Source organism: Candidatus Pelagibacter sp. uisw_098 (genome assembly GCF_059512505.1).
Map to the genome: position 1 here is coordinate 988,924 of NZ_CM183454.1, position 25,096 is coordinate 1,014,019.

Consider the following 25,096-nt stretch of genomic DNA (forward strand, 5'->3'; position numbering starts at 1 on the left):
TTTAGTAACTTATAAAGAAATTTTAAAAATGATAAACTCTGAATATTTAGAAAATCTTAATAAAGCTCAAAAAGAAGCTGTTTTACACCTTGATGGTCCATTACTTATAGTAGCTGGAGCAGGTTCTGGAAAAACTAAAGTTTTAACCTCTAGAATTGCCCATATCATTAGAGAGAAGAAGGCATTTCCCAATCAGATACTCTCAGTAACATTCACCAATAAAGCTGCCAAAGAAATGCAAAGTAGAGTGAGCTCAATTCTTAATTCTGAAGCTATAGGATTATCTTGGCTCGGAACATTTCATTCTATTTGTGCAAAGTTGTTAAGAAAACATGCTCCTGCAGCTGGTTTAACCTCTAATTTTACAATCATAGATACTGATGACCAGGTTCGATTAATCAAAAATATTTGCAAAGCAGAAAATGTAGATATTAAACAGTTAGCTCCTAAATACATCTTGTCTATTATTGATAGATGGAAAAATAAAGGCTTTTATCCTAACGAAGTCATTGTCAATAAAAATGACATCTATGAAAAGACTATACTTCCACTTTATAAAATTTATCAACAAAAATTATTAGATTTAAATGCTTGTGACTTTGGTGACTTAATATTGCACGTAGTAAAAATTTTAGAAAGAAATTTAGATATAAGAGAAATTTATGCAAATAATTTTAAATATATACTAGTAGATGAATATCAGGATACAAACTATATTCAAAGTAGATGGCTCTATCTGCTATCAGAAAAACATAAAAACCTTTGTTGTGTTGGTGATGATGATCAATCCATATATAGCTGGCGTGGTGCAGAAATTAAAAACTTTTTAGAATTTGATAAAGTTTATAAAAATTCAAAAGTAATTAGATTAGAAGAAAACTATCGTTCATCTCAAAATATTTTATCAGTTGCTTCAAACCTTATTGCAAATAATCAAAATAGAGTTGGAAAAACTTTAAAAACCACAATGGAAGAAGGTGACCTCGTTAAACTAAACTGTTTTAAAAATGGAAAAGACGAGGCTATAGGAATTTCTGATGAAATAGAAAAAAAAATTAAAAAAAAATATTCATTTAACAATGTAGCAATCTTAGTTAGAGCAATATTTCAAACAAGAGAATTTGAAGAGCGTTTTTTAAAAATTGGACTACCTTATAGAATTTTAGGTGGCACAAAATTTTATGAAAGAGCGGAAATTAAAGACTGTGTTGCGTATCTAAGATTAATTCACCAACCAAAAGATGATTTGGCTTTTGGTAGAATAGTAAACAATCCCAAAAGGTCTATAGGTGAAAGTACTATTAAATTAATACATGAATTTTCAAAATTAAACTCTGTAAGTCTAGAAATTGCCTCAAAACAATTAATTGAACAGAATTTAATCAAACCAAAAACAAAAATGGGCTTGAGCTCTTTTTTATTCTTAATTGATAAATGGAGAAATGATATTAATATTAAAAAAATCAATCATGTTAAACTCTTACAATTAGTTTTAGATGAGTCTGGCTACTCAGGCATGCTTAAAAATAAAAAAGATTTAGAAAACGAAAATAGACTAGAAAACATTAAAGAACTTTTAAATGCCTTGAAAGAATTTGATAACTTAGAGGCTTTTTTGGAGCATGTGGCATTAGCGACTGCAATAGATCAAGATTGGGATGGGGAAAAAGTTAACATGATGACAATGCATGGATCAAAAGGTCTTGAATTTGATGTGGTATTTTTGCCAGGTTGGGAAGAGGGGCTTTTTCCTCACCAAAAATCTATTGAAGAAAAAGGTCAAAACGGACTTGAAGAAGAAAGAAGGTTGGCTTATGTCGGAATAACTAGGGCTAAAAAGAAAGCTTTAATATCATTTGCTATGAATAGATTTTATCAAGGTAATTGGATTGACAGTATGGCATCTAGGTTTATCGATGAGTTACCTGAAAAATATTTAGAAAAAAATTCATTTTTTGATGAGTCTAAAGACGATGATAATGATTTTGAATTTAATCAAGATTTTGAAATTGATGATGGAAAAAGAAGCCCTGGTTGGGCAAGGTACCAAAAAAGAATTAAATGATAGAAAATAAACTAAAAATTTTAAAAGAAAAATTTAAAAAATTTGAAATTGATGGCTATATTATACCTAAGAATGATGAGTATTTTTCTGAGTATGCAAAAAATGACAGATTAAAAAATATTAGTAATTTTTCTGGTTCTGCAGGTATTGCTGTTATACTTAGGAAAAAAAACTATCTATTTGTTGACGGAAGATACACCATTCAAGCGCAACAAGAGTCAGATAGAAATTTTAATATAATTGAAATCCATAAAAAATTGCCTCATACTATTATTAAGAATTGTAATTTAGGTTATGATCCAAAGTTATTTACATCAAAAAGTATTAAAAATTATTTTTCAAATAATAATCTTATTCCAATTAATGATAATTTAATTGATCAAATATTTAAATTTAAAGAAAAAAAAACCAAACCATTTTACTCTTTAGAAAAAAATATAACAGGTGAAACACATCAATCAAAAATTTTAAAAATAACAAATTTTCTAAAATCAAATAATGCTGATTATTTATTTATTAGTGCTCCAGAAAATATTGCGTGGCTTTTAAATATAAGAGGATATGACAATCCACATAGCCCAATACCTAATGCCAGATTAATTATAGATAAAAATAAAAAGTTATTTTTAATTACTAAAAAAGATAATGCCAAGAAAATTATTAAAGAAAAAAAAATAAACAAAAAAAACGTTATTGATATTGAAGATATTACAAAATTAATTGACACCCTAAAAAGAAAAAAATTTATAATTGATAATAAAACTTGCTCAATTTTTTATGAAAATATAATTAAGTCAAAATTTAAAATCTTAGATAAAAATGACCCAATTTATAAATTAAAGTCGATTAAAAATTCATATGAAATTAATCATATGATTAAGGCTCATAAAAAGGATGGGTTAGCACTTACAAAATTTATTCATTGGATTAAAAACATAAATAAGAAAACAATAACAGAGGTAGATGCTCAAAATAAATTAGAAAAATTTAGAAAACTAAGTAAAGACTATTTATTTCCAAGTTTTAATACAATAGCTGGTTCAGGATCGAATGGAGCCATTGTTCATTACAGGGCAACAACCATAGCTACTAAAAAGATTAATAAAAAAGATGTTTTTTTGGTAGATTCAGGTGGGCAATATAGCTATGGAACAACTGATGTTACTAGAACTATTTGTTTTACTAATCAGAAACAATCAATAAAAAATGCCTATACTAATGTTTTAAAAGGCCATATCGCTGTCGCTCTTACAAACTTGAGAAAGGACAATACTGGTAAAAAAATTGATATTAGAGCTAGAAAATTTTTAAAAAAAGAGGGTTTAGATTATGCACATGGAACAGGGCATGGTGTTGGATTCTTTTTAAACGTACACGAAGGACCTCAGTCAATCTCTAAACACAATTCTTTAAAAATTGAAAAAGGTATGATTTTAAGCAATGAGCCTGGATATTATAAAAAAAATCACTTCGGAATCAGAATTGAAAATTTAATTTATACCAAAAAATTAAAAAACAAATTAGTGTTTGAAAATCTTACATTAGCTCCTATTGAAAAAGATTTAGTTAATTATAAATTATTAAATAAAACTGAAAAGGATTATCTATTTAGATATCATTTAAGTATTTACTCTGAATACTCAAGTTCATTAAATAAAAAAGAAAGAAAATGGTTAGCTAGTCTTATTTAACATTTCCATCCACTCTTTTTGGTTGATAACTTTTATATTTAATTCTTTTGCTATATTAACTTTTCTTGTTGTTGGTTTTTCACCAGCAATTAAATAATCAAGTTTTTTATTTACATTGCTAATTATCTTTCCAGAATTCTGTTCAATTAAAGATTTAGCTTCTGCTCTACTAACTCCATTAAGTTTTCCAGTAAGCATAAAGGTTTTATTTTTTAATAGACCTTTGTTATTTATCAATACTGTATTCTCTATTTTAATATTTCTTCCTAGCTCAGATAAAACTTTTATGTTTGTTTTATTTAAAAAAAATTTTTTAATTGATTGAATTTGAGTGTTACCTATTCCATCTATATTTGATAAGCTTTCTATATTTTTATCATCAGGTAATTTAAAAAAATTTATTACTGTTTTTAAATATCTGGCAATAATTTTAGCATTTTCTTGTCCTATATGCCTAATTCCTAATGAATAAATAAATCTATCTAAAGAAATTTTTTTTTTTTGGTTTATTGAAAACTTTAAATTTGTTACTGATAATTTTCCCCAGCCTTCAAGCTTTTCTATTTTGTCAAAATTAAGATTAAAAATATCCTGTGGTAATCTAATTAATTTCAAATTCCAAAAATTTTCTACAATTTTTTTTCCAAAACCATCAATATTAAATGCTTCTTTTGAAACAAAATGTTTAATTTTTTCTATTGCAATTTTTTCACATTCGTATCCTTCACTTACACATCTTCTGACAGCGTCTTGTTTTTTAGTTACTTCATTATAATCCTTTACAGTCATGCTTCCACAACATGGGCAATTCAATGGGAAAATAAATTTTTTTGAGTTTTTATTTCTTTTTTTAATATCTACTGAAATAACATGTGGAATTACATCTCCAGCTCTTTCAACTGTGACTGTGTCTCCAATTCTTATGTCTTTCCTTATGATCTCATCTTCATTGTGAAGTGTTGCGTTTGAAACAATTACACCTCCAATATTAACAGGTTTAATCTTTGCGACTGGTGTTAGTGCCCCTGTTCTACCTATTTGAATTTCAATGTTTATTATATCAGATATTGAGCTATTGGCAGAAAATTTGTGTGCAATTGCCCATCTTGGTGCATTGGCTGCAAAACCTAGTCTTCTTTGTAAATTAAAATCGTTAACTTTATAAACAACACCATCAATATCAAAAGCTATTTCTTTTCTTTTTTCTTCTAAATCTTTATGATTTTTTATTAAGTTTTTAATACCTGAAATTTTTTTATTAAAAGGATTTATTTTAAAGCCCCATATCTTTAAATTTTTTAAAAAATCAGTTTGGCTATGAATGTTCATTTCTTCAGCGTACCCATAAGTATATGCAATAAATTTAAGTGGTATTTTAGCTGTAATAACTGGATCTTTTTGTCTTAATGATCCTGATGCAGCATTTCTAGGATTTGCAAATTTTTCGTTAATTGTTTTAAAATCATTGTTTTCTATAAACACTTCTCCTCTAATATCAATTTCTTTTGGAAAGTTTTTTACAGTTATATCTGGAGGTATATCATTAATGGTTTTTAAATTTTGTGTAATGTCCTCTCCCTCTGCACCGTCTCCTCTTGAAAGACCTTTTGTAAATTTTCCATTAATATAAATTAATGATGCTGATATTCCATCAATTTTAGGTTCTGCACTATAATCAATTATATTTATTTCTTTTAAACTTAAAAAATTGTTTATTTTTTTTTCAAAATTTTTTAAATCCTCTTCATTAAAAGCATTCCCAAGTGACAACATTGGAAATTTATGTTTTGACTTTTGAAAACTCTTCGACGGTTTAAAGCCTACAGATTTTGTTGGCGAATATTCACTCTTTAAAAATTTATATTTCTTTTCAAGGTTAGTTATATCTATTTTTAATAAATCAAATTTTTGATCTGAAATAATTGGTTTATTTTTATCATAATAATATCTATTATATTTTTTGACTAATTCTATCTTTTTTAAATATTCAATTTCTACATCTTTATCATTCATGTTATTCGAATAATCTCTTGAATCTTTTTATTAAACCTATTTTTTCTTTTTTATCTTTTTGCAATTCTTTAATGCCATCCCTGTAGTTTTTGTTGAAAACCTTATAAGTATTTTTATACCAATCTGATGATTGATAGTTATAACCCAATGTGTTGGCATATTTTTTTGACTCTTCTGTTAAGCCTAATTTATAATTGATCTCTACCAGTCTGTGAAGTGCTTCTTCGGTATAAATGGTTGTATTGTACTCATTAACAACTGTTTTAAATCGATTTAAAGCCGGTATCCATTTGCTTTTATTTAAATAATATCTAGCTAAATACATTTCCTTTGATGCAAGGATTTCATTAATAAGATTAATTTTAAATTTTGCATCAATTGCAAATTCAGTAGTGGGGTACTCTTTAATTATTAGTTCAAATTGTTTTTTTGCATCTAGTATTGATTTTAAGTCTTTTTTTTCATCTACTATCTGTACATAAAAAGTCATACCTAATAGAAAATGTGCATAAACTTTATCTTTATGATTAGGGTAAGTTTTTAAATACCTCTCTAACTCATAAACTGTGTCACTATAATAATCTTGCGTGTAATATGCATAAGCTGCCATAATTGCTGATTTTGGTGCCCAAGGGGACTGAGGGTATAAAAGTTCTGCTTCATTAAATTTTTTTGCAGCCAATAAAACATCACCTGCTTTTAACTCAATATAACCCTCCTTGTAAGCATTTGACATTTGTGATTCCATATCAACTTCTACAATTTTTGATATTTTTTTTGTTTTATCTCCACAAGAGTAAAGTAATAAAAACAAGCTTATAATGAGTGAAAATTTAAATTTAGAAATCATTATCTTATTCTAGCAGATTGTGAGTAAAACTCTATTTTTTAAGCTATAGACTTTAAATGACTTTTATTAATAAAAGTATTTGGCAAATGCTTTTCTGTAATTTCTATTAATGAAAAATTTTCATCATTTTGAAAAACTTTTCTTAATAATTGATTTGTAAGTTTGTGACCTCCTTGAGAGCAAATAATTTTTCCAATTATTTTATAACCAGCCAAATATAAGTCTCCCATGCAGTCTAAAATTTTATGATTTACAAATTCTTTTTCATTTCTAAGACCATTTTCATTTAAAATTTCATCTTTTTTAACAACTATTGCGTTATCAAGACTTCCACCTTTTGCTAACCCCATTTCTTTCAATTTTTCTATATCTTCAAATAAACAAAAGGTTCTAGAATTGTAAACATCTGTTAAATCAGATTCATAAACTTTAACTAAATTTCTTTGGGTTGCTATTAATTCATTTTCATATTTTAACTCAAAATCTATATCTAGACTGATTTTACTTGGTTCAATAGAAATTGTTTTATTGCCATCATTGAATTCTATTTTCTTTTCAATCTTAATTATCTTAATTGGGGCATTGCTATTTTTAATTCCAGTTTGGGCAATTGCTTCAATAAATAGTTTTGCTGAACCATCTAAAATTGGTACTTCTTGATTATCAATTTCAATTAATGCGTTATCAATGCCAAGCCCGTATAAAGCTCCCATTAAGTGCTCTATTGTGGAAACGCTAGCACCAGTTTCATTTGAGATAGTTGTGCAGAATACAGCGCTGCTAACATTAAATATATTTGGTATTATTATGTTATTTTTCTTAAGATCTATTCTTTTAAAAAGAATTCCAGAATTTGGTTCTGCTGGTTTTACAGTCATTGTTACTGCTAGACCGTTATGCAAGCCAACACCCTTGAAAGTAATATCTTTATTAATGGTTTTTTGATTTAAAACAGACATGAAATTCTTATAAATAATTGAACTCAATTAAGAAAAACAAGAAATGTTACGAGAAAATACTATTTCATCTAAAAAAATGGAAAAACTTTTCAAAAAAACCATGTTTTATTTGTCTTTTTGGTATCACTACAACCTCTTGTTTATTTGGCCTTGTTGTAAATTTAAGTCCCGACTGACAAATACCTTCTGAAGTTTCCTCTAAAAAATCTATATCATTTGAAATAGAAATTATATCTTTGTGTTGATTCTCAAGTATTTTTGAACCCTCACCCATTAATACCATCTTAAACCGAACTGAAGTAAGAGAGGTTGACTCTGCAGATTTGACACATAATTTAAGTATTTCTTCAGTTCGAGCAAAAATTATTTTTTGGAGAGTCTCTACTGAAATATTCAAATAATTTGGAAGTTTATGGCCCTGACTAAAATTACGTTTAGCTTTCTCTGATCTTTCCAAATCTAACTCTAAAATTTTTGAAATATCTCTAGTAATATGATTACCACCAAGAGGCAAAACATCTAAGGAGAGAATTTTTTCATTAAAGTAAGAGATTACTGATGTTCTGTTAAATCCAATATCAATAAATGATGTGTGCCCACTTGGATTCAGTTCATCTTTATAATTAATTGATTTTGCATAACTTGAACAAATTATTTGATCAACTAAAATATTAGCTTTTGAAAAAATATTTTTGAAATAAACTACTAAGTCAGTTGGTAGACAGATAAAAAGCATATCTAAAGATATAAAATCACATTTAATTTCATCAGGCAGATAAGAGTAATTAACACTATCAATTTTATAATTATTGATAATAATATGAGCGATATTATGATTTTTATAATATTTCAATATTTGTTGTTTGGCCTCTTGAACTAAGAATTGAATATTTGCCTGTTTTAATTTAGAACCATCAAACTTTTTAGATAATGAAATACCAACTGACAACACTTTAGGACTATCTATCATCAAATTTATATTATCGATATATTTGTTTGTGTTTTTTTCAAGAGAGGTAATAATTTTTTTAATTTTTAACTCTAAATTTGATTGATCTGTAAAAAATTCACTTTCAAAATAAAAAGCTTCATTATTATTACTTGTATTAAATGTACCTGCTCTTATCTTGGAAAAACCACAGTCAAAAAAGGTTTGAAAATTTCCGTTATTCATTATTTTATAATTAAATGATTATTTATTCTTAAATCAATAAAATTTTTATTTTTGAAATCATTACCACTTATAATCTTATAGGAAAGATTAAGTGATTCAGAAAGATTATCCTGAGGTAACTTAATTAAAATATCATCAGTGGTTAAAATATCCCATCTATTTGATGGGAAAAAATATAATGTTTTAAAGTTAGTAAAGGCAAATTTAGATTGCAGAATATTTTTTTTAAAATGTAAAAAATTGCTAGAATTGAATTGTCCAAATATATAGGGCAATATCTCATTATTTTCTTTATCATCAATAAGTTTACCATTTGCTCCAACCAATTGATCATTACTAGAAAGTCTCGCAAGAAATTTTGTTGGCTTTATGATTATATTAATTGTTGAAGGGTAAATTTTTTTAACACTATACTCTTCTATAATATTATGTTTATTTATAACTCTTTGAATTTCTTCTTTTTTAACTAATAATATATTTTTATAAAATATATTTTTTAATTCATTGGAAATCTTTAAGTTATCGATGCTTGAAAGTCCCTCAATATTAATTTGACTATCTAAAGAGGGGTAATTATTTTGATTTTCTAAAAATTTTCCACTTGTTGTGCTTAATATCAATAAGAACAATAAATACACTATTATCTTATTTTTTTTATCTATTAATTGATGCATCTTTTAAAATCCATTCAATTAATTGTATAAAACTTATGCCCGCATAGTTGGCTATTTCAGGAACTAAAGAAAGTTTAGTCATTCCTGGCTGTGTATTAATTTCTAATAAATAAAATTTTCCTTTATAAAACTTAAAGTCTGATCTAGTAACCCCCTTACAACCAATAAGTTGATGAGCCTTACGGGTAATATTTGTGATTTTTTGCAAGTTTTTTTTACCAAGATTTACGGGAATTATATGTTTTGTTTTTGCACTTGAATTATATTTCGCTTCATAGTCATAAAATTTTCTCTTTGGCTCCAGTTCAATTGCACCTAATGTTTTAGCTCCCATTATAGCTACCTGTATCTCTCTGCCTGGAATAAATTCCTCAATCAAAATTTGATTATATGTACTTAATATTTTTAAATTTTTGAGTATATTTTTTTTAGTACAAATATATACATGTACACTTGATCCTTCGTTAATTGGTTTTATGACAACAGGAAATTTTAATTTTTTTTCAATAATTTTAATAATATTATTTTTCTTTTTTTTATAATCTAATTTAATATATTTTGGAGTTAATATTTTATTTTTAATAAAAATTTTTTTTGAAATTTCTTTATCCATTGCTATGGAAGAAGCAATCACACCTGAATGAGTATATGGAATTTTTTGAGTTTCTAAAAATGTTTGAATATAACCATCCTCTCCAAACTGTCCATGCAATGCATTAAAAATTATACCTGGTTTAAATAGTTTTATATTTTTCAATAAAGTGTGATCGGGTTCACAAGTTATAACACTATATTTGTTTTTTTTTAATTCGTTGGCTACTTGTTTTCCTGTATCCAAGCTTATTAAACGTTCTTTGGATATTCCTCCACAAAGTACTAAAATTCTTTTTTTCATAATTATTCCAGTATCTTAATTTCTTTTTCTAAAATAATGCCTGTTTTTTTTTGAACTGCGTCCTGAACAAATTTTATCAATTTACTCATATCTTTAAAGCTAGCATTATTTTTGTTTACAAAGAAATTACAATGTTTATCTGAAATGCACGCATCTCCAAAACTTGTATCTAGTGATACTGATTCTTTTATTAGTTGCCAAACTTTTTTATCAGATTGATTAATTGGATTTTTAAACGTGCTACCGCTAGTTTTAATTTTTGTTGGTTGGGTACTTTCTTTTCTATTTTTTAATTCAAAAATTTCTTTTATAATTTTATCTTTATCTTTTTTTTTACCTTTAAAAGAGGCGCTTAAAAATATTAAATCATCAGACAAGTCATTGTTTCTATATTTAAAAATAACTTTGTTTGCTGGTATTGTTAATACTCTACCTTGTTTGTCAATTGCCTGTATTGAGATCAGTATGTCTTTAAATTCCTTATTAAAACATCCTGCATTCATCTTTAGTCCACCACCAACAGTCCCGGGTATGCACGCTAAAAACTCAAAATTTCCTACTTCATTTTCTAAGGCAAAATCTGATAATTTTTTATCCAGGCATGCACTGCCCGCAACTATTACACCATTAGGTAATATTGAAATATTAGAAAAATTTTTTCCTAATTTAATAACTGCACCATTAAATGTATTGTCACTTATAAGTGTATTTGATCCTGCTCCCAAAATATGAATTTTTTCTTTATTTCCAAATAGTTTTAAAAACAATATCAGATCAAGTAAATTATCGGGTCTAAAGTAAATTTTAGCTTTACCACCAATATTAAACCAATTTGTTTTTTTTAAATTGTAATCAAAATAAATTTTACTACTAACTTCATTTGAAAATTTTTTTAGTTCTTCTGATGGCATCATATTAAGCTTGGTAATTTCCTCATCCATGCTGAAATAGTACCCGCACCCATTCCAATAACTATTTTTTTTCCATAAATAGTATTTTTTATTAACTTTGCTAATTCATATTGATCACTAACCATAAATAGCTTAACCTTTGAGTTTTTAATTATTTCTTTTGCAAAGTCGTTGTAATTAAATCCTAATTTTATTTTTTCACCTGCTGCATAAACTGGACATAAAATTACAGTATCAGCTTTTTTAAATGATAAGCTAAATTCTTTTTTGAGATCTTTTAATCTAGATATTCTATGTGGTTGGAATACACATATAACTTCTTCTTTGATGTAAGCGGCTCTCACTCCATTTAAAACTTCCATAATTTCTGTTGGATGATGAGCATAGTCATCATAAAAAGTAGTTTCTCTGTATGTAAAAATTTTGTTAAATCTTCTTTGAACACCCTTGAATTCTCTCAATCCCTTTTTAATAACATTTTGAGAAATTCCAATTGTTACTGCTACAGCAGTAGCTGCTGTTGAATTTAAAATATTATGAATCCCAAGAAGTGGTATCTTAATTTTATTAATAACTATATTTTTTTTTCCTGGTAATTTAATTGCTAAATCATACTCTGAAAACTCTTTTACTTGTTTAATATTTTTAATACGAAATTGTGATTTTAAATTTACACCGTATGTATAGAAGTTTTTTATTTTTATTTTTTTTAATAAATCATTATTATTTTTATTATCAATACAAATAAATGATTTTCCAAAAGATGGAACCTTATTAATAAACTTTATAAATAAATTTTTAAGATCATTCATTGAATTGTAATAATCCATATGCTCGCGATCTATATTTGTAACAATAGAATAGGTTGGTGGAACATGAATAAAGCTACCGTCGGACTCATCAGCTTCTAATATACACCAATCACTTTTTCCAAGTTTAGCTGAACTTTTAATTGCGTTAAGAACGCCACCATTTATGATAGTTGGATCTAATTTAGTTTTTGAAAATATTGATGCCAATAAAGATGTTGTTGTAGTTTTACCATGAGATCCGGTCACAACAATATTTTTAGTCAAAGACACTATATTGGCCAACATTTGTCCACGTTTGTAAATCGGAAGTTGTTTTTTTTTGGCCTCTACTAACTCTGGGTTATTTTTTTTAATAGCAGATGAAATAACTACAATAGTAGCTCTCATTATATTTTTTTTTGTATGTTTAATTTTAATTTTAATTTTGTCTTTTTTTAATCTTTCAATGTTCTTATTAATAAGAACATCGCTACCTTGAACATTAAAGCCCATTCTTTTCATTATCAGCGCAAGACCGCTCATACCAATTCCGCCTATTCCAACAAAATGTATAATTTCAGTTTTAGCTAGTTCTATTTTCATTAATAACAAATATAATTTTCTGATTTATATTATTCCATGTATTTTGATAGCTAAAATTTTTCATATTTATTTTTTTAACTAAGAGTTCGTCTTTGTTATCTATAATATTAAACAATTTATGTGTTACAGCTTCATCATTGATTTCATTTTGATTTAAAATCCAATTGCAACCAATTTCGTTATAAAAAAAAGCGTTTTCAAATTGGTGGTTATCTTTTGAAGTGGGCAACGGTATTGCCAAACAAGGTAAATTTAAAAAGACTAACTCTGCTAAAGTTGAGGCACCTGCTCTACTAATACATATATTTGATTTACTCATAAGATTTGAAATATCCCCATTAAAATCAAATAACTCACAATCAATATTATTATCTTTGTAGAATTTTTTTAACACATCAAAATTAACTGAATTGGTCTGTTGATAAATTTTTAAACTGTATTTTTTTGATAATTCGATTATTGAAGATTTAACCATCGTGTCAAATATCTTTGCTCCCTGGCTTCCTCCTATTATCAATAAATTAACGTTTTTGTCGATGCCGTCAGCTTTTTTAATATCGTAAAATTTTTTTCTTAATAATGCTGGGATTACACTGATTTTACTTGTATATTTTTTTGGAAGATTTTTAATTTTATCTGAATAGCAAAAAATTTTTTCGCATGATTTAATAAAAAATTTGTTTGATCTTCCTAAAACCATATTTGGTTCAAATAAAAAAAGTTTAATATTTAAAATTTTTGAAGCTAAGCATAAAGACAGAGACATATAGCCACCTGTTGAAATTAATATATCTATTTTTCTTTTTTTTAAAAAAAAAATAGATTTTATTATTAAAAAAATTATTAAAAAAAACTGAAAAGGAAGTAAAAAAATATTTTTTGATATTGGGATTATATTAAAAGTTTCTAGGTTATACTTATCCTTATCAAGAAACTTTAGGCCTCTATAATCTGTAGATATTGATACATCAAATTTATCTTTTAGATGTTCGTACAATATAGTTGCGGGCACAACATGACCACCTGATCCGCCCGTGCTAATTAAAATTTTTTTTGTCATTTAATCAATTTTTCTTTTAGTTAAATTTAATATTATTCCAGATAATATTGATACACCTACAATTGATGAGCCCCCATAACTTAAAAAAGGTAAAGTCATGCCCGTTGTAGGAAACATTCTAATATTAACTCCGATATGTATTAAAGCTTGGAAAATAATTAAACACATAGTTCCAGTTAAGACTAATTTAATTTTTTCATTTTTTTCCAAATATATTTTTTTGAATACGGTGTAGATAAAAAATAAGAACAAAGTCAATAATAGTACAATTGTGACAACGCCAAATTCTTCCGATATTACAGAAATAATATAATCTGTGTGGGCCTCAGGTACTCTGTTTTTTAAAGTACCTTCACCAATTCCTTTCCCAAAGTAACCACCACTACTAATCGCATCAATTGCTTTATCAGATTGAAAGTTATGCGTTCCATCATTAGGATTAAAAAATGATAAAATCCTATTTTTGATATAAGCGAATTTAGTGATAAAAAAAACCACATAAACCAAAGATAATAATGAAAAACAAAAAAAAGTTAAGATTATTGGCAAACTTATGCCAGAGATAAAAACTAAAGTAGCCCAAGCTAAGAAGATGAGTAGTGTTTGGCCAATATCAGGTTGCATCATTAATAGAAGGCAAGCAGGCACAATAGCTATGAATGTTAATAAATATTTAAAATAAATATTGAAACTTTTTTCACTACACAAAATTGTAGAAATGAAAATAATTATAAAGGGTTTAACTAGCTCTATTGGTTGAAATCTTGGTAGAAAAAAAAAATTAAGCCACCTTTTAGATCCTTTTACTTCTATACCCAAAACTGGCACTAAAAATAAAAGAAATAAAGATATAAAAAAAAAATAAAAAGAAATCTTAAATAAATTTTCCTTACTAAGAGATGAAAAAAATATCAAAACAATCATACCAATAAAAATATATGCCAAATGTTTAAAAAAGAAAAAATAATTATTAGTGTCTAATTTATCAGAGGCAATTAAGGAAGTTGATACTAAAGAAAAAAATAATCCCAAACTAAATAAAAATATTATTAATATAAAAATTGTTTTATCTATATTTTTCCACCATTCATAATAAAACTTATATATTGAAATAAAATTAAACATTTTTATATTTTCTAATAAGCTGATTAAAATATTCCCCACGTTTCTCAAAGTTTTTAAAATTATCAAATGAAGCTGCTGATGGACTAAATAAAATTGTTTTATGAGTTCTATTTTTAGAAACTTTAATCTCAGAAAATAATTTTTTGACTAAACTTTTTAAATCTATAAAAGATTCATACTTCATTAACTTTTTTATTTTACCTATAAAAAAATTTTTATCCTTTCCATAAATATATGCTTTAATATTTTTACAATTCTTTTTAGATAATAAGAATTTATCTCCTTTTTTAGCTTGACCACCAACTATCCAGTAAACATTGGTTAGAGATTTTAACAAACTGATAGATGAAGAAAAAGTTGTAGCCTTAGAATCATTAATAATCGCTAATTTTTTTGACTTAAAAATTATTTCTTGTCTATATTTTAATCCCTTAAATTTTTTTAATGTTTTAACTAGCAAAACTTTTTTAAGCTTTAATATTTTAGCAATTGCTAAAATAAAGTTTAAGTTTTCCTTGTTACCTTCAGTATTAAAATATTGATTATTTATTTTTTTTAAGAAAATACTATCTATATTTTTTTCAATTTTTATTATTTTAGGTAAAAAGTTTTTAGATTCTAATTCTCTCTTAATATAAAAATTCTTTATATTTAAAATAGCAAAATCTTTTTTGGTTTGATTTTTTATTAATTTAAATTTAGCACTTACATATTTATTTATAGTCTTATGTCTTTCAAGATGGTCCAATGATATATTTAAAATTACTGATATATTTGATTTGAATAATTTACTGTATTCTAACTGGTATGATGAGGCCTCTATTACGAAAACTGTTTTATTTGTTATTTTTTTCTCTAAGAGTACTGGATTACCAATATTGCCAACTAATCTAACATCTACTTTCTGATCCCTTAATGCTTCATATAAGATTTTAGCAGTAGTTGATTTGCCGTTAGTTCCAGTGATTGTTATCTTATTATTTTCCTTATAATGGTTATAAAAAATATCTAAATCCGTATAAATCTTTTTAGAATTATTCTTTAAAAATTTACTTAATTTGCATTTATTAATGTCTATTCCTGGGCTAATAATTATATAATCAAATTTAATTTTTGTTATTTTTTTACTATCAACTCTTATTTTATCGTCATGTGTAGTGATTTCGTTATCTTTCTTTAAAAATTTAAGAACAGATAAGCCACTTTTTCCTAGACCATAAATTAAAATTTTTTTCTTATAAAAAATATTTAAATTATTTAACATTATCTAAGTTTCAATGTCGCCAAACCAATCATTGCAAGAATTATTGCAATAATCCAAAACCTAATTACAATAGTGGATTCTGGCCAACCCTTTTTTTCAAAATGATGGTGAATAGGAGCCATTCTAAAAACTCTTTTTCCTGTCAGCTTAAAAGATATTACTTGCACAATAACTGAAACAGCTTCTAAAACAAATAAGCCACCAGTTATTGCCAAAACTATTTCATGTTTAGTGATTATCCCAATAGCACCTAATGATCCGCCAAGCGCTAAAGATCCTGTGTCACCCATGAATATTTTAGCAGGTGGTGCATTAAACCATAAAAAACCTAGGCATGCTCCAATAATTGATCCACAAAAAATAGCCACCTCTCCCATGCCTTCTAGATAAGGTATATTCAAATATTCTGAAAATACTATATTTCCTGTGACATAACTGATAAATGCAAAACATCCTGCTACCAATATAACTGGTACCGTTGCCAATCCATCAAGTCCATCAGTTAGATTAACTGCGTTTGAAGATCCTACAATTATGAATATCGAAAATGGTATAAAGAACCAGCCTAAGTTTACAATTAAATTTTTAAAGAATGGAAAGTATAAATTTGTTAATTCAATATTTTGGGATAATTGCGACAATGTAAATATACCAATTGTTGCTATTAAGATTTGCGCAATAAGCTTAAATCTAAATGAAATACCAGACGAATTTTTAAACTCAATTTTTTTATAATCATCGTAGGCCCCTAGTAAACCAAAGCTTGTAACTATATAGAGTAAAAACCATATGTGATAATTAGATAAATCACCCCATAAAAGTATACCCGAAAATAAACCTAACAATATTAAAACACCTCCCATTGTGGGAGTTCCAATTTTCTTTACAATATGCTCTGATGGACCATCTTCTCTTATTGGATCTAAGATTTGTCTTGCAGAAAAAAATTTAATAAATGGCGTACCCACTAATAAGACTATAATCATCGATGTAAACATCGCTAACCCCGTTCTAAAGGTAAGATATTTGAACACATTAAGGAAGCTGTATTGATCCACAAATTGAGAAATAAAATTATAAAGCATTAATCTTACCTCTTTTTATTTGATTGGATAGGCTGTTAAGACCTGTTGAGTTAGAACCTTTAATCATTAAATAATCATTATTATTTAAATTGTTTTTAATCAAATCAATTATTTGAGATTTCTTTTTAATAACAATCCCTCTTTTGTTTTTATTAAGGTTATTGAAAATCCATTTAACATGCCCACCAATAACATTAATATTTGTAAGAGATGTTTTGTTAATATTTTTTCCAATTTCCACGTGTAATTTTTTCGAATATTTACCAAGTTCCAACATATCACCAAGTACTACATGTTTTTTTGAATTATCAACTTTAATCATATCAAAATTTTTTAACGCTGATTTTAATGATAATGGGTTTGAATTATAACTTTCATCAACAAGATAAAAAAATTTTTTAAACAACTTTACTTTCATTGTGTCGCCTCGACCATTAGTTGCCTTATGGTCATAAAAAATATTTTTATCTAATTTATGTATATCTTTAAAAATTGATATAATTGTAATTGTTGCTAAAAGATTTTTAAGATCATTTTCAAAAAAAGAAGTTAAATAAAAGTATTTTTTTATTTTATTAATATTTATAGAGATTTTATATTTAGATTTTTCTTTTGAAATTGAATCTAAATTAGTTGTTGCACTTTTATTCTTTAAACTAAAAGAGAGAATTTTCAGATTTCTTTTTAAAGCTATTTTTTTATGAAAATTATAGAACTTGTCATCTCTGTTTAAAATAAGGTAACCATCATCTTTTATATTTTTAATAATTTCTGATTTAGCTAAAGCTATTTGTTTAATATTTTCAAAATTTTTAATATGAGCATAGGAAATATTTGTAATAACACCAACATCAGGTTTGATAATTTTAGATAAATAATCAATTTCTCCTTTCTTATCCATTCCAATCTCAAAAATACCAAACTCATCATTCTTTTTTAAATTAAATAGACTTAATGGAACACCAAATTTATTATTAAATGATTTAGGAGAATAGGTAGTTTGACTAATTTTACCCAAGGATCTTCCTGTTAATTCTTTAAGTGAAGTTTTTCCACAACTGCCTGTTATTGATATAATTTTACTTGATAAGTTTTCTCTTAAAATAGAGGATGCTTCTGTTAAAAATTTTAAAGTATTTTTTACTACTATTTTTTTCTTAGATTTTTTTTGATTATTAACTATTGCTAGAGATGCTCCCTTGGCAAGGGCCTCTTTAACAAATAAATTACCATTCTTATGTTTACCCTTGAGTGCAAAAAAAACATTATTTTTTTTAATTACTTTGGAATTAATTGATGCATTATTAATCTCTAGATTTAACGAAATATTATTTGAATTACTCAATTCCTTTAAAATATTTAATTTAAGATTACTTGAAAGTGTTTTATTTTTAATTTTAATATTTTTTAATATTTGTTCCTGATCAGAAAATAGTTTTTTTATTTTTTTATATTCTTGAATTTTTTCATGCCCCTTACCTGCAACAATTAAAATATCACCTGTTTTCATTGCAAATATTGCTTTCTTGATAGCATTAGCTCTATTAGAAGTCTCATAAATTTTAGATTTATTGATATTTTTTCTTATAGAATTTCTTATTGTTTTTGGGTTTTCATGTCTTGGATTATCATCTGTTAAATAAATTCTATCACAATATTGATTAGCAATTTTACCCATCATTGGTCTTTTTGCTTTATCTCTGTCTCCACCGCACCCAAAAACTATCGAAATTCTTCTATATTTAAATTGTTCTCTTAAACTCTTTAAAGATGCTTCTAGTGCATCAGGCGTGTGTGCATAGTCCAATATAACTTTTGAGTTGTTTTTAATAATTCCAACTTGTTCTAATCTTCCACTTACTGGTTTTAGATTATCAATTGTATTAATTATCTTTTTAAAACTTAAGCTACTCTTGGTTGCAGCTATCATTGCCATTAAAATATTTTTAATTTGAATCTTTCCTATTAAGCTTGTTTCAAATTTATAAATATTTTTATTATATCTTATTTTAACTATTTGTTTTTCGTTATGATATTCATGAGAAATTATTTCTAAATTACTATTATTATTTGAAATTGTTTCAATATTGAATTTATTTTTTAAGGCTATTTCTTTAATTTTCTTATATTGAGGAATTTCTATATCAGTAATTATGTTAGCTTTTTTTTTGAGTAATTTTTCAAAAAGGTATAATTTTGATTTAAGATAATTACTAAATGTTTTGTGATAATCTAAATGATCATGAGATAAATTTGTAAATATACCTGTTTTAAACCTCAAACCATCTAATCTATTCTGTTTAAGTCCATGACTAGATGCCTCCAATATAACATCATTAATCTTTTCTTTCTTAAGTTTATTCAGAATTATATTTAAGGCAATTGGATCAATAGTTGTGTTTGAAACTTTTTTTATATAGTTCTGCGTTTTAACACCTAGGGTTCCAATTGATGCTACTTTTTTTTTATTTAATCTTAAAATTTGAAAATAAAAATCAGCGACTGAAGATTTTCCATTTGTTCCTGTTACTGCAATTATATTATTTGGTTTGACTTTATAAATTGTGTAAGCAAATTCAGATAAAGATTTTCTTACGTTTGAAGATCTTATAAATAATATGTTTTTTTTTATGCCTTCAAATTTTTGATTGGAAATAATAGTTTTTGCACCCTTTTGAATCGCTTGGTTGATAAATTTATTTCCATCTATTTTGATTCCTTTTATCGCAAAGAAAATATTATTTTTTTTACACTTTAGGCTATTAAAACAAATACCCGAAAAATAATGATTTCTATGTTTTAATTCTATTCCTTTAATAAAATTCCCAATGATCATGAATGAGCTAATTTTCCTTATATTTTGTGGCTAAAATAGGCCCGATTTTTTGTATAATCTTTCCAGCAACTTCAACCGATGTCCATCCAGCAGTATTAAATGGTGTCCCTTTATAAGACCCGCTCTTGTTCTTATATTCATAAATATAGTCTTCAGATGTTTTTGGTTCGTCTAGCAATACTACCATTACATATTTAGGCTTAGATGTTGGAAATATGGATGCAAAAGTATTTATTTTTGCTTTTCGTGTATAGCCTCCAATTATAGCTTTTTCTGCTGTTCCTGTTTTGCCACCAACCTCATATCCATTTATATTTGCAAATCCTGCCGTACCCTCTTTTGTTGCTACAATTTTTCTTAATATTTCATTTATTTGTTTTGAAATGCCTTCTTTGATAATTCTTTTTTTATTTTGATTGTCTTCTAAAGTTTTTTTAATAAGACTTGGTTTAATTTTAAAGCCCCCATTTGCAATAATTGCGTAACCTTTTGCTAGTTGTAGCGGCGTTGTAGTTATACCATGTCCAAATGAGACTGTTGCTAGTTTACATTTTCCCCATCTAAAAGGAATTGGTTCACCAACTTCCTCAATATCAAAATCTATTTTATTTAAAACACCTATTTTTTCCAAAAATAATTTTAATTTGTCAATTTCAAGTTTTTGCCCGATTCTAACTGAGCCTATATTACCTGATTTAATTAAAATTTGCTCAACCGTAAGATTTGATGGAATTTTTTTATCATATTCTGAAATTATATTTTTTCCACATTTTAGTCTTTTTTCTAAATTTAAAAATTCTGTATCTGTTTTAATTAAACCTTCCTCTAACCCTGCCGCTACTGTAAAGGTTTTAAAAACTGATCCTAATTCATAAACACCTTTAGTAGCTCTATTTATAAAATTTACATCACTTACTGTTTCTCTTTTATTAAGATCAAAGTCTGGATATGAAACCATTGAAATAATCTCTCCATTATTAACATTCATTAAAATTGCCGTACTGCCCTTGCTTCTAAATACCGAATGAAACTTTATTAACTCTTCCCTAATTAAAAATTGTATGTCGGTGTCCACAGTTAATTGAAGTGGTTTTTTTATTTGCTTTAATTTATTATCAAAAGATTTTTCTAAACCTGATATTCCATTATTGTCATCATCTATTTGCCCAATAATATGACTAAAAAGATTCTTATGAGGATATATTCTTGTTAATTTTTCTTCAGACTTAATTGACTTATCTCCAAGCATCATTATTTTTTCATAATCATCTGCCGTTATTTTTTTTTCTAAATAAAAATATTTATTTTTTTTAAGTTTTTTTGATATCTCAATGTAATTTTTATTTGGGAATATTAACTGCAAATTAATTAAAAGTTTTTTTTTATCTATCACTTCTATAGGATTAATCCCAATATCTATGGAACTAACTGTTTTAACTAAATAGTTTCCATTTCTATCTATTATATCTGCTCTGTAGTTTTTTTTTGTAATTAAAGACTTAATTTCACTCTCTATCTTTAATGACCCTAAATGGAGAAGTTGTATTGAGTAGATTGTTGAAATTACTAAAAATACAAAGAAAATAAAGGCAATTCTATTAAATTCTATATTTAGATTTGTTTTACTTTTCTTATATGAAAATTCATTTTCATACTCCTCTAAAAAAACATTATTTCTTTTATCGTTCATCAATAATTTTCTCTATAAAGTCACTTACTTTTATATGATTGTTTTTTTTTGTAAGCTTTTTGATTTTTGTAATATCAATTTTTATTAAATCTTCTTCAAAATATTTAGTTTGATATTGAGTTAATTTATCTGGTGAGCTTAAATAATTATACTCTAAAAGCAAATCTCCTAACTCTGATTTTAAAGGTCTAATATTTTCATTTACCATAAAAATTTTATCCTCTATTTCTTTTGTAGAATTTTTTACTAATGATGTGGCTAGGATTAATACAAAAATAATTGCAAATACTACTTTCTTCATAATTTTTTAGAAAAATTTTCAATTTTAATTAGATGATCAAACTTCTCTAAAATATCTGTTTCAAAATTGTAAAAGTCTTCTTTTTTAATAACATATCTCAATTTTGCTGACCTAGAGGGTGGGTTTTCTCGAATTTCTTTTTCAGATGGAACAATTGGTTTTCTATTAATAGATTTGAATAAATTAATCTGCTCTTCAACCTTTGGCATATATCGAGAAACGCTTTTATTTTCTGATAAACTTTTAAAGAAATATTTTACTATTTTATCTTCTAGTGAATGAAATGTGACAACTGCTATCACGCCATCTTTTTTAACAACTTTTGCTGCATTAATTAATCCATAAATTAACTCACTAATTTCTTTATTAACAAATATTCTTAATGCCTGAAAAACTTTTGTTGCACTATGTGTTTTTAAATTTTTTTTTCGTTTTGATGATTCAATGATTCTTACCAGTTCTTCTGTTGTTATTTTTCTGGTTGCTCTATCCTCTACAATATTATGTGCTATTCTGTTGCTATCTTTTTCGTCTCCAAAATATTTAAATATTTGAGCAAGCTCTTTTTCCTCTAAATTATTAATTGCTTCTTTTGCAGAAAAATCATTTATTCCCATCTTCATGTTAAGTTCACCAATAGTCTCAAAAGAGAGTCCTTTTTTAGGATCTTTTATTTGTGTATAAGAATAACCTAAATCAAAAATTACTCCTTTTATGTTTTCATTTTTTAACTTTAAATTATTTAATTCACTGAATTTAATATTTTTAAATAAAAATCTATCTTTAAATTCGTTTTGAATTTCTTCAGCCTTTTTTAAACTTTCTAAATCTCTATCAAGAGCAATAACTTTTGTCTTTTCAAAGTTTAGAATTCGCTTTGTATATCCGCCTTGACCAAACGTGCAGTCAATGAATGTGCCACCATATTGAGGGGTAATAATGCTAATTATTTCAGTTAGCAATACCGGATAGTGACTTCTCACATCTGGTATTATGGTGGCTATCATGTATTTTTTTGAAAACCATTAATTTTTTTGTCTTCTTAAAAATGCTGGAATTTCTAGATCATCATCTTCAGAAATATTTTCATTAATCTCTGTGGATAATAATCCTTCTGTTTCTGTACTTTCATTGTCTGAACTAAATAAATCTGGAGCACTTTCACCTTCTACACCAAAATTTTCAAGTCCATTAGAAATATGATCTTCTTCTGTTGAGTTGTTTTCTTCAATTTCATTAGTGGCACTATGCTCTTCTTCTGAAAAAGATTGTTCATAATCATTTGATTGATTTTCCTCAATAATACTCCCAACTTCTTCATTTGTAGCAGCCTGTTCACTCATAATTTCTGATGCAGGGTTATTTGTAACTGGTTCTGCAATAATTTCATTTTCCAATTTCAATGCATTAGCGCCATGAGAAATAGGGCTAGTCATTGTAGGTGAGAAGTTAAATGATTGTGCTGAACCTGCAGCATTGAAGTCTGAATAACCAGGATTTCTATTCTGTATTCTATGAACCATATTGATTACAGATTTACTTTCTGGTTGTTGTCCGTCTAGTGCTGTTGCAACAATTGAAACTCTGATTTTTCCTTCAAGATCTGCAGAAGTGATAGCTCCAATAATAACTTCAGCTTCTGGGTCTACTTCAGCTCTTATTTTGTTTACTACTTCATCAACTTCAAAAAGTTTAAGGTCCTTACCACCAGTAATATTTACCAATAATCCTTTGGCACCTTTTAAAGTGTAGTCATCAATTAATGGATTGCTAATTGCCATATCTGCTGCTTTTGCTGCTCTACCTTCTCCTTCAGCTTCACCAGTTCCCATCATAGCTTTACCCATTGAAGCCATTACAGTTTCAACGTCAGCAAAATCTAAATTAACTATGCCCGGTCTAACCATTAAATCAGTTACACTTTGCACACCTTGCATTAAAACATTATTTGAAAGATTAAACGATTCTTCAAATGTAGTTTGTTCGTTTGCAATTTTAAATAGGTTTTGATTTGGAATTACAATAATTGTATCCACATGTTTTCTTAATTCTTCTAAACCTTGTTGAGCTCTTCTCATTCTTGAAGGTCCTTCATATAAAAAAGGAAGTGTCACAACACCTACTGTTAAAATATTTAATTCTTTAGCCGCTCTTGCAATAACGTGTGCAGCACCTGTTCCAGTTCCACCACCCATGCCGGCAGTTATAAAAACCATGTTTGCACCCTGAAGCGTATTTACAATTTCATTCAAAGACTCATCTGCGGCTGCCTGACCAATGTCATGCTTTGCTCCAGCACCTAAACCTTTTGTTAAACTTAGGCCAATTTGAATTCTTGCTTTAGCTTTACTTAACTTTAAATCTTGAGCATCTGTATTTACTGCTATGAACTCTACTCCTTGAAGTCCATTATCAATCATTTCATTAAGTGCATTTCCGCCTGCTCCGCCAACTCCGACTACTAATAGTCTTGGTTGTAATTCTTTTATTTCTGGTGATTTAAAGTTAATTGTCATTTTTATTTCCCCTCATTGTTATTAAAATGTTTTTCCCATTTAAGACTTGCACGATTTAGATTTGCTTTTTTTCTTGCGTTGATCTTAAATTTCTCAAATGCTGCAGGTTCCCATATTTGGAATGTTTGACCCTGGCCAACAAAGAACATGCTGTTTTTTATTTTTGCATGTTTTAATAATTTTGTTGATAATGAAATTCTACCTTCACTATCAAATTGTAAATTTATACTTTCAGATAAAATTGATGTTGCAAAATAATCTCTTTTTTCCTCGAACGGACTTAATGAGTCTATACTTGTAGAAAGTTTTTCAATTCTATCTTGTGAACAGGCTTCTATAGACTGATTATTAAATGAGGGATAACAGATAACACCATTGTACCCTAAGTTAGAAAGGTGAGACCTAAAACTAGCAGGCACAGACACCCTTCCCTTTTTGTCTATTTTGTTCTCGTAAGTAGATAAAAACATATTTTTTATATTTCATAAATTCCATATTTGGGAATATATGGGACAATATGGGTTTTTAACTATAGTGTCAATATGTTCGTTTTGGACCTATTTGTTAATAATTGTGTATAACTTTTATGTATC

20 protein-coding genes are annotated in these 25,096 nt (G+C 26.6%); 2 read left to right on the forward strand and 18 right to left on the reverse strand.

The features are described 5' to 3' along the window. The first annotated feature begins 28 nt into the window (after nt 1-28). Entirely contained in the window at nt 29-2,065 is a 2,037-nt protein-coding gene (locus tag AC5YF9_RS05380) for an ATP-dependent helicase (RefSeq protein WP_415303662.1), read from the forward strand. Next, nucleotides 2,062-3,756, forward strand: coding sequence for a M24 family metallopeptidase (locus AC5YF9_RS05385; RefSeq protein ID WP_415303663.1), 1,695 nt, complete (start codon nt 2,062-2,064; stop codon nt 3,754-3,756). Before AC5YF9_RS05380 ends, AC5YF9_RS05385 begins: the two co-directional genes overlap by 4 nt. Here the strand turns inward: AC5YF9_RS05385 and ligA are convergent. The 18 genes from ligA to mraZ all read right to left on the reverse strand — a co-directional run bounded on the left by ligA (nt 3,739) and on the right by mraZ (nt 24,973). Beyond that, entirely contained in the window at nt 3,739-5,769 is a 2,031-nt protein-coding gene (gene ligA / locus AC5YF9_RS05390; protein WP_415303664.1) for an NAD-dependent DNA ligase LigA, read from the reverse strand. The two genes, AC5YF9_RS05385 and ligA, sit on opposite strands and share 18 nt — an antisense overlap. Before the next feature lies 1 nt (nt 5,770). Then, nucleotides 5,771-6,619 carry an outer membrane protein assembly factor BamD gene (locus AC5YF9_RS05395; RefSeq protein ID WP_415303665.1) on the reverse strand — a complete coding sequence of 283 codons (849 nt, stop codon included), beginning with the start codon at nt 6,617-6,619 and terminating at the stop codon, nt 5,771-5,773. Between the two features lie 38 nt (nt 6,620-6,657). Then, nucleotides 6,658-7,578 carry a UDP-3-O-acyl-N-acetylglucosamine deacetylase gene (gene lpxC / locus AC5YF9_RS05400; protein ID WP_415303666.1) on the reverse strand — a complete coding sequence of 307 codons (921 nt, stop codon included), beginning with the start codon at nt 7,576-7,578 and terminating at the stop codon, nt 6,658-6,660. A gap of 64 nt (nt 7,579-7,642) precedes the next feature. Then, nucleotides 7,643-8,752, reverse strand: a complete 1,110-nt coding sequence (locus AC5YF9_RS05405; protein WP_415303667.1) for a cell division FtsA domain-containing protein — start codon at nt 8,750-8,752, stop codon at nt 7,643-7,645. Then, a complete protein-coding gene (locus tag AC5YF9_RS05410) occupies nt 8,752-9,426 on the reverse strand; it encodes a cell division protein FtsQ/DivIB (protein ID WP_415303668.1) in 675 nt (224 codons plus the stop codon). Before AC5YF9_RS05410 ends, AC5YF9_RS05405 begins: the two co-directional genes overlap by 1 nt. After that, entirely contained in the window at nt 9,407-10,321 is a 915-nt protein-coding gene (locus AC5YF9_RS05415; protein WP_415303669.1) for a D-alanine--D-alanine ligase, read from the reverse strand. Before AC5YF9_RS05415 ends, AC5YF9_RS05410 begins: the two co-directional genes overlap by 20 nt. A gap of 2 nt (nt 10,322-10,323) precedes the next feature. Next, the gene (gene murB, locus AC5YF9_RS05420) at nt 10,324-11,262 is read right to left on the reverse strand and encodes a UDP-N-acetylmuramate dehydrogenase (protein ID WP_415303670.1); all 939 of its coding nucleotides are present in this window, start codon (nt 11,260-11,262) and stop codon (nt 10,324-10,326) included. Then, nucleotides 11,232-12,626 carry a UDP-N-acetylmuramate--L-alanine ligase gene (murC, locus tag AC5YF9_RS05425; RefSeq protein ID WP_496169858.1) on the reverse strand — a complete coding sequence of 465 codons (1,395 nt, stop codon included), beginning with the start codon at nt 12,624-12,626 and terminating at the stop codon, nt 11,232-11,234. The genes murB and murC overlap by 31 nt, the downstream gene beginning before the upstream one ends. Then, the gene (locus AC5YF9_RS05430) at nt 12,607-13,686 is read right to left on the reverse strand and encodes a UDP-N-acetylglucosamine--N-acetylmuramyl-(pentapeptide) pyrophosphoryl-undecaprenol N-acetylglucosamine transferase (protein WP_415303673.1); all 1,080 of its coding nucleotides are present in this window, start codon (nt 13,684-13,686) and stop codon (nt 12,607-12,609) included. The genes murC and AC5YF9_RS05430 overlap by 20 nt, the downstream gene beginning before the upstream one ends. After that, a complete protein-coding gene (locus AC5YF9_RS05435) occupies nt 13,687-14,811 on the reverse strand; it encodes an FtsW/RodA/SpoVE family cell cycle protein (RefSeq protein WP_415303674.1) in 1,125 nt (374 codons plus the stop codon). Beyond that, nucleotides 14,804-16,075 (reverse strand): UDP-N-acetylmuramoyl-L-alanine--D-glutamate ligase, encoded by a 1,272-nt coding sequence (murD, locus tag AC5YF9_RS05440; protein WP_415303675.1) that lies wholly within the window; start codon nt 16,073-16,075, stop codon nt 14,804-14,806. The genes AC5YF9_RS05435 and murD overlap by 8 nt, the downstream gene beginning before the upstream one ends. After that, nucleotides 16,075-17,160, reverse strand: a complete 1,086-nt coding sequence (gene mraY / locus AC5YF9_RS05445) for a phospho-N-acetylmuramoyl-pentapeptide-transferase (RefSeq protein ID WP_496169860.1) — start codon at nt 17,158-17,160, stop codon at nt 16,075-16,077. Before mraY ends, murD begins: the two co-directional genes overlap by 1 nt. Beyond that, complete coding sequence (locus tag AC5YF9_RS05450) at nt 17,150-19,996, reverse strand: UDP-N-acetylmuramoyl-L-alanyl-D-glutamate--2,6-diaminopimelate ligase (RefSeq protein WP_496169862.1); 2,847 nt, start codon at nt 19,994-19,996, stop codon at nt 17,150-17,152. Before AC5YF9_RS05450 ends, mraY begins: the two co-directional genes overlap by 11 nt. A gap of 7 nt (nt 19,997-20,003) precedes the next feature. Beyond that, complete coding sequence (locus AC5YF9_RS05455) at nt 20,004-21,686, reverse strand: peptidoglycan D,D-transpeptidase FtsI family protein (RefSeq protein WP_415303679.1); 1,683 nt, start codon at nt 21,684-21,686, stop codon at nt 20,004-20,006. Beyond that, nucleotides 21,676-21,987, reverse strand: coding sequence for a cell division protein FtsL (locus AC5YF9_RS05460; protein ID WP_415303680.1), 312 nt, complete (start codon nt 21,985-21,987; stop codon nt 21,676-21,678). Before AC5YF9_RS05460 ends, AC5YF9_RS05455 begins: the two co-directional genes overlap by 11 nt. Beyond that, a complete protein-coding gene (gene rsmH, locus AC5YF9_RS05465) occupies nt 21,984-22,994 on the reverse strand; it encodes a 16S rRNA (cytosine(1402)-N(4))-methyltransferase RsmH (RefSeq protein ID WP_415303681.1) in 1,011 nt (336 codons plus the stop codon). The genes AC5YF9_RS05460 and rsmH overlap by 4 nt, the downstream gene beginning before the upstream one ends. Before the next feature lie 18 nt (nt 22,995-23,012). Next, nucleotides 23,013-24,503, reverse strand: a complete 1,491-nt coding sequence (gene ftsZ / locus AC5YF9_RS05470; protein ID WP_415303682.1) for a cell division protein FtsZ — start codon at nt 24,501-24,503, stop codon at nt 23,013-23,015. Nucleotides 24,504-24,505: 2 nt separating this feature from the next. Further along, on the reverse strand, nt 24,506-24,973 hold the full coding sequence (gene mraZ / locus AC5YF9_RS05475) for a division/cell wall cluster transcriptional repressor MraZ (RefSeq protein ID WP_415303683.1): 468 nt from the start codon (nt 24,971-24,973) through the stop codon (nt 24,506-24,508). Between the last annotated feature and the right edge of the window lie 123 nt (nt 24,974-25,096).

Coding starts and splice junctions, on each gene's coding strand:
- lpxC (WP_415303666.1), bottom strand. CDS start 7,578: ATGTCTGTTTTAAATCAAAAAACCATTAATAAAGATATTACTTTCAAG.
- AC5YF9_RS05395 (WP_415303665.1), bottom strand. CDS start 6,619: ATGATTTCTAAATTTAAATTTTCACTCATTATAAGCTTGTTTTTATTA.
- AC5YF9_RS05430 (WP_415303673.1), bottom strand. CDS start 13,686: ATGACAAAAAAAATTTTAATTAGCACGGGCGGATCAGGTGGTCATGTT.
- AC5YF9_RS05435 (WP_415303674.1), bottom strand. CDS start 14,811: ATGTTTAATTTTATTTCAATATATAAGTTTTATTATGAATGGTGGAAA.
- AC5YF9_RS05460 (WP_415303680.1), bottom strand. CDS start 21,987: ATGAAGAAAGTAGTATTTGCAATTATTTTTGTATTAATCCTAGCCACA.
- mraZ (WP_415303683.1), bottom strand. CDS start 24,973: ATGTTTTTATCTACTTACGAGAACAAAATAGACAAAAAGGGAAGGGTG.
- ftsZ (WP_415303682.1), bottom strand. CDS start 24,503: ATGACAATTAACTTTAAATCACCAGAAATAAAAGAATTACAACCAAGA.
- murD (WP_415303675.1), bottom strand. CDS start 16,075: ATGTTAAATAATTTAAATATTTTTTATAAGAAAAAAATTTTAATTTAT.
- rsmH (WP_415303681.1), bottom strand. CDS start 22,994: ATGATAGCCACCATAATACCAGATGTGAGAAGTCACTATCCGGTATTG.
- AC5YF9_RS05415 (WP_415303669.1), bottom strand. CDS start 10,321: ATGAAAAAAAGAATTTTAGTACTTTGTGGAGGAATATCCAAAGAACGT.
- murB (WP_415303670.1), bottom strand. CDS start 11,262: ATGGATGAGGAAATTACCAAGCTTAATATGATGCCATCAGAAGAACTA.
- murC (WP_496169858.1), bottom strand. CDS start 12,626: ATGAAAATAGAACTAGCTAAAACTGAAATTATACATTTTGTTGGAATA.
- AC5YF9_RS05380 (WP_415303662.1), top strand. CDS start 29: ATGATAAACTCTGAATATTTAGAAAATCTTAATAAAGCTCAAAAAGAA.
- AC5YF9_RS05410 (WP_415303668.1), bottom strand. CDS start 9,426: ATGCATCAATTAATAGATAAAAAAAATAAGATAATAGTGTATTTATTG.
- ligA (WP_415303664.1), bottom strand. CDS start 5,769: ATGAATGATAAAGATGTAGAAATTGAATATTTAAAAAAGATAGAATTA.
- AC5YF9_RS05405 (WP_415303667.1), bottom strand. CDS start 8,752: ATGAATAACGGAAATTTTCAAACCTTTTTTGACTGTGGTTTTTCCAAG.
- AC5YF9_RS05450 (WP_496169862.1), bottom strand. CDS start 19,996: ATGATCATTGGGAATTTTATTAAAGGAATAGAATTAAAACATAGAAAT.
- mraY (WP_496169860.1), bottom strand. CDS start 17,160: ATGCTTTATAATTTTATTTCTCAATTTGTGGATCAATACAGCTTCCTT.
- AC5YF9_RS05385 (WP_415303663.1), top strand. CDS start 2,062: ATGATAGAAAATAAACTAAAAATTTTAAAAGAAAAATTTAAAAAATTT.
- AC5YF9_RS05455 (WP_415303679.1), bottom strand. CDS start 21,686: ATGAACGATAAAAGAAATAATGTTTTTTTAGAGGAGTATGAAAATGAA.